General features: G+C 64.6%; 8 protein-coding genes. All 8 read left to right on the forward strand.

Going from position 1 to position 9,294, the window contains the following annotated elements:
• Positions 1–1,256 (forward strand): aldehyde dehydrogenase family protein (locus EN780_RS20075; RefSeq protein ID WP_128275094.1); only part of this gene is annotated, 1,256 nt, incomplete at its 5' end.
• A gap of 20 nt (positions 1,257–1,276) precedes the next feature.
• Positions 1,277–2,449: an iron-containing alcohol dehydrogenase gene (locus EN780_RS20080; RefSeq protein WP_128275095.1), complete on the forward strand. Its 1,173-nt coding sequence runs from the start codon at positions 1,277–1,279 to the stop codon at positions 2,447–2,449.
• A gap of 243 nt (positions 2,450–2,692) precedes the next feature.
• Positions 2,693–3,799, forward strand: a complete 1,107-nt coding sequence (locus EN780_RS20085; RefSeq protein ID WP_126058389.1) for an ABC transporter substrate-binding protein — start codon at positions 2,693–2,695, stop codon at positions 3,797–3,799.
• A 61-nt stretch (positions 3,800–3,860) separates the two neighbouring features.
• On the forward strand, positions 3,861–4,775 hold the full coding sequence (locus EN780_RS20090; RefSeq protein WP_127308958.1) for an ABC transporter permease subunit: 915 nt from the start codon (positions 3,861–3,863) through the stop codon (positions 4,773–4,775).
• Entirely contained in the window at positions 4,772–5,563 is a 792-nt protein-coding gene (locus EN780_RS20095) for an ABC transporter permease (protein WP_126058391.1), read from the forward strand. The genes EN780_RS20090 and EN780_RS20095 overlap by 4 nt, the downstream gene beginning before the upstream one ends.
• 11 nt (positions 5,564–5,574) lie before the next feature.
• Entirely contained in the window at positions 5,575–6,639 is a 1,065-nt protein-coding gene (locus tag EN780_RS20100; protein WP_127284141.1) for an ABC transporter ATP-binding protein, read from the forward strand.
• A 396-nt stretch (positions 6,640–7,035) separates the two neighbouring features.
• Positions 7,036–8,586, forward strand: a complete 1,551-nt coding sequence (locus EN780_RS20110; RefSeq protein WP_127311459.1) for a sodium:proton antiporter — start codon at positions 7,036–7,038, stop codon at positions 8,584–8,586.
• A 100-nt stretch (positions 8,587–8,686) separates the two neighbouring features.
• Positions 8,687–9,294, forward strand: a 608-nt coding sequence (locus EN780_RS20115; RefSeq protein WP_128275096.1) for an endonuclease/exonuclease/phosphatase family protein, incomplete at its 3' end; no start/stop codon positions are given.

Consider the following 9,294-nt stretch of genomic DNA (forward strand, 5'->3'; position numbering starts at 1 on the left):
CGGTCGTCGAGCGCGGCAAGTACATGCTGGCGATGCTCGAAGCGCTGGTCGCCATGACCGACGAGATCGTGCCGGAGATCGCCTGGCAGATGGGCCGCCCGGTGCGCTATGGCGGCGAGTTCGGCGGCGTCAAGGAACGCGTCAACTACATGGTCGAGATCGCCGAACAGGCGTTGAAGCCGGTCCTGGCCTCCAACCCGAAGGACGGCTTCCGCCGCTATGTGAAGAAGGTGCCGCTCGGCGTGGTCATGGTCATCGCGCCGTGGAACTACCCCTATCTCACCGCCGTCAACACCATCGTGCCGGCGCTGATGGCCGGCAGCGCGGTCATCCTCAAGCACGCGGCGCAGACGCTTCTGGTCGGCGAACGCTTCCAGCAGGCTTTCGACAAGGCCGGCCTGCCCAAGGGCCTGTTCCAGAACCTCGTCCTGAACCACGGCCAGACCGAGAGGCTGCTCGGCTCCGGCAAGATCGACCATGTCAACTTTACCGGCTCGGTCGCCGGCGGCCGCGCAATCGAGAAAGCCGCGGCCGGCACCTTCATGAGCCTCGGCCTCGAGCTCGGCGGCAAGGATCCGGCCTATGTGCTGCCCGACGCCAAGATGGACCATGCGGTCGCCAATCTGGTCGACGGCGCCTTCTTCAATTCCGGCCAGTGCTGCTGCGGTATCGAGCGCGTCTATGTTCACGAGGAGGTCTATGACGAGTTTGTCGAGGGCTTCATCGCCGAGACGAAGAACTATGTCGTCGGCAATCCGCTGGAGCAGGCGACGACGCTGGGGCCGATGGCGCAGGCGCGTTTCGCCGACCTGATCCGCGAGCAGAAGGCCGAGGCGCTGCGCAAAGGCGCCACCGCGCATGTCAACATGAAGGTGGCCGAGGACAAGGCAGGCTCGCCCTATCTGGCGCCTGAAGTGCTGACCAATGTCGACCACCAGATGAGCGTCATGCGCGAGGAGAGTTTTGGTCCGATCGTCGGCATCATGAAGGTGCGAAACGACGAGGAGGCGATCGCGCTGATGAATGACAGTCCCTACGGGCTGACGGCGTCTATCTGGACGCGCGACACCGAGCATGCGGCGGCGATCGGCGACCGCGTCGAGACCGGCACCGTGTTCATGAACCGATGCGACTATCTCGATCCGGCGCTCGTCTGGACCGGCGTCAAGGACACCGGCAAGGGCGCAGCACTTTCGGCGATCGGCTACGACAATCTGACCCGGCCGAAATCATTCCACCTGCGTGAAGCGATCTGATTTTTTTCGAAAGACAAGCAATGTCCAAGCTCATCTCCAAATGGAACTACCCGACCACCGTCCGCTTCGGCGCCGGCCGCATCAAGGAACTGCCAGACGTGCTGGCAGCCACAGGCATCAAGCGGCCGCTCTTCGTCACCGATCCTGGGCTGGCGAAACTGCCGGTCGTCGCCTCGACGCTGAAGATCCTCGACGACGCCAAAGTTCCGTATGGCGTGTTTTCCGAGGTCAAGCCGAACCCGGTCGATTCCAACCTGACCGCCGGCATCGCGGTGTTCAAGAAGGGCAAGCATGACGGCGTTATCGCCTTCGGCGGCGGCTCGGCGCTCGACCTCGGCAAGCTGATCGCCTTCCAGGCAGGGCAGACGCGGCCGGTGTGGGACTTCGAGGATGTCGGCGACTGGTGGACGAGAGCCGATTCCGACGCGATCGCGCCGATCATCGCGGTGCCGACCACCGCCGGCACCGGTTCGGAAGTCGGCCGCGCCGGCGTCATCACCAATGAGGCGACGCACACCAAGAAGGTCATCTTCCATCCGAAGCTCCTGCCGGCGATCGTGATCGCCGATCCGGAGCTGTCGGTCGGCATGCCGGGCTTCATCACCGCCGGCACCGGCATGGACGCGCTGGCGCACTGCCTCGAAGCCTATTGCGCGCCGGGCTATCATCCGATGGCCGACGGCATCGCGGTGGAAGGCATTCGGCTGGTGTTCGAGAACCTGCCCAAGGCCTTCGCCAACGGCAAGGACCTGGTCGCCCGCGCCCATATGATGAGCGCCGCGGCGATGGGCGCGGCGGCCTTCCAGAAGGGGCTCGGCGCCATCCACTCGCTGTCGCATCCGATCGGCGCGCTCTACGACACCCATCACGGCATGACGAACGCCGTGTTCATGCCCTACGTGCTGGCCTTCAACCGCGACGCCATCGACGAGCGCATCGCCCGGCTTGCCGCCTATTGCGGCATCAAGGGCGGCTTCGACGGTTTCGCCAAGGCGATCATCAAGCTGCGCAAGGAGCTCAAGGTGCCGCATGCGCTGCCCGGCCTGATCAAGGGCCTCGACATGGACAAGAAGCGCAAGGGGCTGATCGCCGGCATGGCGGTGGTCGATCCGACCGCCGGCGGCAACCCGGTCAAGCTGACCAAGAAGGCGGCACTGACGCTGCTGGAAAACGCCATCGCCGGCGCTGTCTGAGACAGATTTCAGGCGTCGGAATTGATCCGGAAACGAGGGGAAAGGAAAGGGGAGAGGGCGAAAAACAAGGCGGGAAATAATTAGCCGGAAAAATAATCGCGAGGCGATTGCTACACCCGGTTAAAAAGAGTTTACTTTTTCGTACTGCGGGGTGCCGGTTTCACAAAGCTTTCATCTGGCTGTCACACGAAAACGATACCGCAACGCAGGCGTCCAACGGCGTCAGTTCAACGGAGAGAACACATGTTCAAATTCACGGGGAAAGTGCTTTCCCTTTCGGCCGCGACCCTGATGGTGTCGTCGGTGATTTCGTCCGCGGCTTCGCTGGATGAACTCGTCAAGGCGGCCAAGGCGGAGGGCGAGCTCACCACGATCGCGCTGCCGCATGACTGGTGCGGTTACGGCGCCGTCATCGATGGCTTCAAGGCGAAGTATCCGGAGATCAAGATCAACGAACTCAATCCGGATGCCGGCTCGGGCGACGAGATCGAGGCGATCAAGGCCAACAAGGACAACAAGGGCCCGCAGGCGCCTGACGTCATCGACGTCGGCCTGTCCTTCGGCCCGTCGGCAAAGGCTGATGGCCTGATCCAGGCCTACAAGGTGTCGACCTGGGACTCGATCCCGGACAGCGCCAAGGATGCGGATGGCTTCTGGACCGGCGACTATTACGGCGTGCTGTCCTTCCTGGTGAACAAGGATCTGGTCAAGGAAGCGCCGGCTGACTGGGCCGACCTCTTGAAGGCAGACTATGCCAACACGGTTGCCCTCGCCGGTGACCCGCGCGCCTCGAACCAAGCCATCCAGGCCGTCTACGCCGCCGGCCTTTCCGGTGGCGCGGCCGCTGGCGAAGCCGCCGGCACCGCCGGCCTCGACTTCTTCAAGAAGCTCAACGCCGCCGGCAATTTCGTGCCGGTCATCGGCAAGCCGGCGACGCTCGCCCAGGGCCAGACGCCGATCCTGGTCACCTGGGATTACAACGCGCTTGCCGGCCGCGACACGCTGAAGGGCAACCCGCCGGTCGATGTCGTCGTGCCGAAGACCGGCGTCGTCGCCGGCGTCTACGTGCAGGCGATCAGCGCCTACGCGCCGCACCCGAATGCTGCCAAGCTGTGGCTCGAGTATCTCTACTCCGACGAAGGCCAGATCGGCTGGCTGAAGGGCTATTGCCACCCGATCCGCTTCAACGACCTCGCCAAGAACGGCAAGCTCCCGGCCGACGTGATGGCCAAGCTGCCGCCGGCCGAGGCCTATGCATCAGCTGTCTTCCCGACCCTCGATGAACAGGGCAAGGCCAAGGAAGCCATCACCAAGAACTGGGATGCCGTTGTCGGCGCCAACGTGAAGTAACACAATGTAAGGGCCGGGCGGCTTTGGCCGCCCGGCTCCTCTCCAAGACGGTAGCCGGCGCATGACCGATCTCTCCCTCTCCAATCAAGCCATTGCGGGGAAGACCGCGCCGCCCGCCGAGGCGCGAAGGCTGCGGCTGCCGACGCAGTGGCTCGGCGTCACGCCGTTCTTCGTCTTCGCGATCATGTTCCTGATCCTGCCCACGCTCTACCTGATGCTGGGCGCCTTCCAGAACGACGCAGGCGAGTTCACGTTCGAAAACATCGCGGCCCTGGCGCAGCCGTCGATCGTTGCCGCCTACTGGATTTCCATCAAGGTCAGCCTTGCCTCGGCTCTGATCGGCGCCTTCGCCGGGCTCGCCATCGCCATTGCCATCGTGCGTGGCGGCCTGCCGGACTGGATACGCTCGGCGACGCTGACATTTTCCGGTGTCGCTTCCAATTTCGCCGGCGTGCCGCTGGCCTTCGCCTTCCTTGCCACGCTGGGCCGGCTCGGGCTCGCCACCGTCATCCTGAACACCGTGTTTGGGCTGAACATTTACGCGCACGGCTTCAACATCCTGTCCTTCTGGGGCCTGACGCTGACTTATGTCTACTTCCAGATCCCGCTGATGGTGGTCATCATCACGCCGGCTATCGACGGGCTGAAGAAGGAATGGGGTGAAGCCGCCGCGACGCTCGGCGCGACCACGGCGCAGTATTGGCGCATGGTGGTCATTCCGGTGATCTGGCCGAGCTTCCTCGGCACCGTGATCCTGCTCTTCGCCAACGCCTTCGGGGCGATCGCCACCGCCTATGCGCTGACTGGTTCCTCGCTCAACATCGTGCCGATCCTGCTCTACGCGCAGATCCGTGGCGACGTATTGCACAACGCGCATCTCGGCTATGCGATCGCCTTCGGCATGATCGTCATCACCGGTCTCGCCAATGTCTTCTACATCTGGTTCCGGACCCGCTCGGAGAGGTGGCTCAAATGAAGTCCGGTAGATTCTGGGCCTGGGTCGTCTTCGCGCTGGGCGCGGCCTATTTCTTCATTCCGCTGATCGCGACCGTCGAATTCTCGATGCGCATGCGGCGCGGCGCCTATTCGTTCGACGCCTATCAGATCGTGCTGGGGGACGAGCGCTTCCAGGCCACATTCATGTATTCGGTAGTCGCGGCGATCTTCACCATCATCCTCGGCGTGCTGATCGTGGTGCCCGCGGCCTACTGGATCCGGCTGCGTCTGCCGCAGATCAGGCCGGTGGTCGAGTTCATCACGCTGTTGCCGCTGGTCATTCCGGCCATAGTCATCGTCTTCGGCTACATCCGGATGTACGGCTCCAACTCGCCGCTGCCGTTCCTCGCCAGCGACACGGGCACCAACGCCCTGCTGGTCATCGGCTATGCGACGCTGGCGCTGCCCTACATGTACCGGGCGGTCGATACCGGGCTGCGCACCATCGATGTCAGGACGCTGACGGAAGCGGCGCAGATCCTCGGCGCCGGCTGGGGGACGATCATCACCCGTGTCATCCTGCCCAATGTGCTGATCGCGGTGTTGTCGGGCGCCTTCCTGACCTTCGCCATCGTCATCGGCGAATTCACCATGGCGAGCCTGCTCAATCGGCCGGCCTTCGGACCGTATCTGCAGAATATCGGCGCCAACCGCGCCTATGAGCCGGCGGCGCTTGCCATCATCGCCTTCGCCATCACCTGGGGCTGCATGTCGCTGATCCAGATCCTGTCCCGCTTCGCGCCGAAATCGGCGAACCGCCCGAACTGAAAGTCAAAGCCATGGCCGAGCCGTTCCTCTCCATCCAGCATGTGCGAAAGTCCTTCGGTGCCACGACTGTGGTCGAGGATTTCAACCTCGACGTTGCGCCGGGCGAGTTCGTGTCCTTCCTTGGCCCATCGGGCTGCGGCAAGACGACGGTGCTGCGCATGGTCGCCGGTTTCGAGGAGCCGAGCGCCGGCAAGATCGTGGTGGCTGGCAAGGACATCACGCGGCTGAAGCCCAACCAGCGCAATGTCGGCATGGTGTTCCAGGCCTACGCGCTGTTTCCCAATCTGACGGTGGCGCAGAACATCGGCTTCGGGCTGAAGGTGGCGGGCATGGCCAAGGCCGCCATCGATTCCCGCGTCGCCGAGATGCTCGACATCATCAAGCTGCCGCAGATGGCCGACCGCTATCCCTATCAGCTTTCCGGCGGCCAGCAGCAGCGCATCGCGCTGGCGCGCGCGATCGCGCCGAAGCCGAAGCTTTTGCTGCTCGACGAGCCGCTGTCGGCGCTCGACGCAAAGGTGCGCGTGTCGCTGCGCGAGGAGATCCGTTCGATCCAGAAGAAGCTCGGCATCACCACCATTTTCGTCACCCACGACCAGGAAGAAGCGCTGTCGATCTCCGACCGCATCGCCGTCATGTATGGCGGCAAGGCCGAGCAGGTCGGCACGCCGTTCGAGATCTACAACCGGCCGGCGACGAAGTTCGTCGCCAATTTCGTCGGCACACTCAACGTGCTGGAAGGCACGGTCACCGACGCTGCCGCCGGCAAGGTGCGTGTCAATGCGCAGGAGGTCGCGCTCGAGGGCAAGCTCAATGGCTCGAAGTCCGGCGACACGCTGTCGCTCGCGCTCAGGCCCGAGGCGATTTCGCTGGGGTGGCAACCCGGCCATGACACCAGCCTTTCCGGCGAGATCGCCGAAGTGCACTTCCTCGGCTCGGTCATCCGGGTGCGCGTCGGCATTGGCGGCAACACGGTGTCGCTCGACACGTTCAACAACTCGACGACGCCACCGCCCGTGGTCGGCGAGAAGGCGGACATCTCGTTCTCGTCCGGCGACATGCTTGTGCTGCATTAGGAACAACGCCGTTCTTTCGCACGTCGTCGACCGTTGCAAACCATCAGGAGCCGATGTGTCCGCAATGACCAACCGTTGGCGCCGCCCCTCATCCGCCTGCCGGCACCTTCTCCCCGTATAGTGACGGGGAGAAGGGGCTGGCCGCAACGCCGGCGCCTCATTCCTCAACGGCGATAATTAGCGAAATCATCGGTGCCGGCGTCTTTCTCCCCGTCACTATACGGGGAGAAATGCCCGGCAGGGCAATGAGGGGCAGCGCCGACCTGAGCGGCTAGCGTTGAAAATCCCGTCGAAGCCTTGGCCTGCCTCTTTCCAGGCAGGCCAAGGCTCCGACAATCAACAGCATCTTGCCGCTTTGCCACTGCCAAGCTCCTTGCTTCGTCGCTACGATAAGACATGGCCCTGTTCGAACTGACCCTTGTCCTGCTTTTGATCGCCGTCGCGCTGGCGGCGCTGTCGCGGCGGCTGGAGGTACCTTATCCTTCGCTGCTGGCCTTGGCCGGGGTGGGGATCGCCTTCGTGCCCGGCGCACCGACCATCGAGATCGATCCGGAACTGGCGCTTGCGCTGTTCATCGCGCCGGTGCTCCTCGACGCCGCCTATGACACCTCGCTGCGCGACCTGAAGCGCTACCGGCTGTCGCTGGCGCTGCTGGCGCTTGGCGCCGTCGTCTTCACCACCGTGGTCGTTGCCTTCGTCGGCTGGAAGATGGCCGGGCTGCCCATCGCGGCGGCGATCGCGCTTGGCGCTATCGTCGCGCCGCCCGATGCCGTGGCCGCGAGCGCCGTGCTCGGTCAGTTCAAGGTGCCGCACCGCATCACCGCCATCCTGCAGGGCGAGAGCCTGCTCAACGACGCGACCGCGCTGCTGATCTACAGGATCGCGGTTTCGGCCGCCATCGGCTCGGTCATGCTGAAGGACGCGGTGCCGGTGATCCTTTTGTCGACGGTCGGCAGCGTCGTCGCCGGCTATCTGTTCGGCCGCTTCTCGCTGCTGACGCTGACGCGCATCGAGGATGCGGCAAGCAGCACCGTGGTGCAGTTCGCCGGTACATTCGGTGTCTGGATAGTTGCCGACAGGCTCGGGCTGTCGGCCATCATCACCATCGTCGTCTATGCCATGACGATTGCGCGAACCGCGCCGCGCCTGATGTCGGCGCGCAGGCGCGTCAGCACCTATTCGGTCTGGGAATCGGCGGTGTTCGTACTGAACGTGCTGGCTTTCGTGCTGATGGGCCTGCAGGCACGGTCGATCGTCGGCCGGCTCTCCGGCGACGGGCAAGGCGATGCCTTTCTCTTCGCCGCGACGGTGCTGGCCGTCGTCATTGCGGCGCGCCTCGTCTGGGTCGCGAGCTACGTTGCGGTCATGCGATGGGTTGCCCGCGTCGACAGTGAAGACAAAAAGCGCGATGCGCCGACATTTCGCGGCGCCGTGCTCGTCGGCTGGTGCGGCATGCGGGGACTGGTGACGCTGGTGGTGGCGATTGCGCTGCCGGCTGGCTTCCCGGGGCGTGACCCGATCGTGCTTGCCGCCTTCGCGGTCGTTCTCGGCACGCTGGTGCTGCAAGGCATGAGCCTGAAGCCTCTGCTCAGGGTACTCGACTTCGAACCGGATACGACGATAGACCGCGAGGTGGCCGAGGCGCGCGTCGCCGTCATGCAGGCCGCGCTCGACGTCCTGAACCACAAGACGTCGGCCGCGGCGGCAGTGGTGCGCGAGCAGTATGAGGCGCAGCGCCGGGTCGCCGAGAACCCTGAGGACGCCCAGGCGGCGACCGAATACGACCGGCTGCGCCTCTATGCCATCAAGCGCCAGCGCGACGCGCTGGAGGAATTGCGCCGCAACGGCACGATCGGCGACGAGGCCTATCACCGGCTGGAGGAGGAAATCGACTGGTCGGAACTGGCGGCGTCGCCGGCGGGGCGGTTCCAGCCGCTGACGACCTAGGCGGTTACTCCTCCTGGCCTAGCCCCGTCGCCATTGCGGTCCATTGCAACGCCATCACGGAACCGCTAGTGCCATCGCCGAAAGTTGAGCCGGGTAATCAATGAAGCTCGTCAGCTACAACATCCAGTACGGGTTCGGCAGCGACGGCCGCTACGATCTGGCGCGCGCCGCGCGCGTCGTCGACGGCGCCGACATCATCGCCTTGCAGGAGGTCGAGCGGCACTGGCAGCGAACCAACGAGGACGACCAGCCGGAAATTCTGTCGCGACTGCTGCCCGATTACCATTGGGTCTACGGCCCGGCTTTCGACATGGATGCCAGCGAGCGGCGCGACGGCCGTATCGTCAACCGCCGCCGGCAGTTCGGCACCATGGTGCTGTCGAAGCTGCCGATCGTCTGGTCCAGGTTGCATACGCTGCCGCTGCGCCGCACCGTGCGCCCGCTCAACACGCGCAACGCCGCGCTCGAATGCATGATCCGCGCGCCGGCCGGTTCGCTCAGGGTGCTGTCGTTGCATCTCGCGCACATCGCCGCCGAGGAGCGGCTGGAGCAGATCGATTATCTGCTGGCCGAGCATCGCCGGGCGCCGTCGGACGGCGGCCCGTGGAGCGGCGCCGACGACGAACCGCAGCGCAACTGGAGCAATGGCGGGCCGGAGCCGGAGAACCCGCTGGCGGCAATCTGGCTGGGCGACTTCAACATGGAGCC

It is taken from the genome of Mesorhizobium sp. M4B.F.Ca.ET.089.01.1.1 (assembly GCF_004022605.1).
Classification (GTDB): Bacteria; Pseudomonadota; Alphaproteobacteria; order Rhizobiales; family Rhizobiaceae; genus Mesorhizobium; species Mesorhizobium abyssinicae.

What these genes read in the sequence shown, in the direction of transcription:
- EN780_RS20080 (WP_128275095.1), top strand. Translation starts at nt 1,277, where the DNA reads ATGTCCAAGCTCATCTCCAAATGGAACTACCCGACCACCGTCCGCTTC.
- EN780_RS20110 (WP_127311459.1), top strand. Translation starts at nt 7,036, where the DNA reads ATGGCCCTGTTCGAACTGACCCTTGTCCTGCTTTTGATCGCCGTCGCG.
- EN780_RS20085 (WP_126058389.1), top strand. Translation starts at nt 2,693, where the DNA reads ATGTTCAAATTCACGGGGAAAGTGCTTTCCCTTTCGGCCGCGACCCTG.
- EN780_RS20095 (WP_126058391.1), top strand. Translation starts at nt 4,772, where the DNA reads ATGAAGTCCGGTAGATTCTGGGCCTGGGTCGTCTTCGCGCTGGGCGCG.
- EN780_RS20090 (WP_127308958.1), top strand. Translation starts at nt 3,861, where the DNA reads ATGACCGATCTCTCCCTCTCCAATCAAGCCATTGCGGGGAAGACCGCG.
- EN780_RS20100 (WP_127284141.1), top strand. Translation starts at nt 5,575, where the DNA reads ATGGCCGAGCCGTTCCTCTCCATCCAGCATGTGCGAAAGTCCTTCGGT.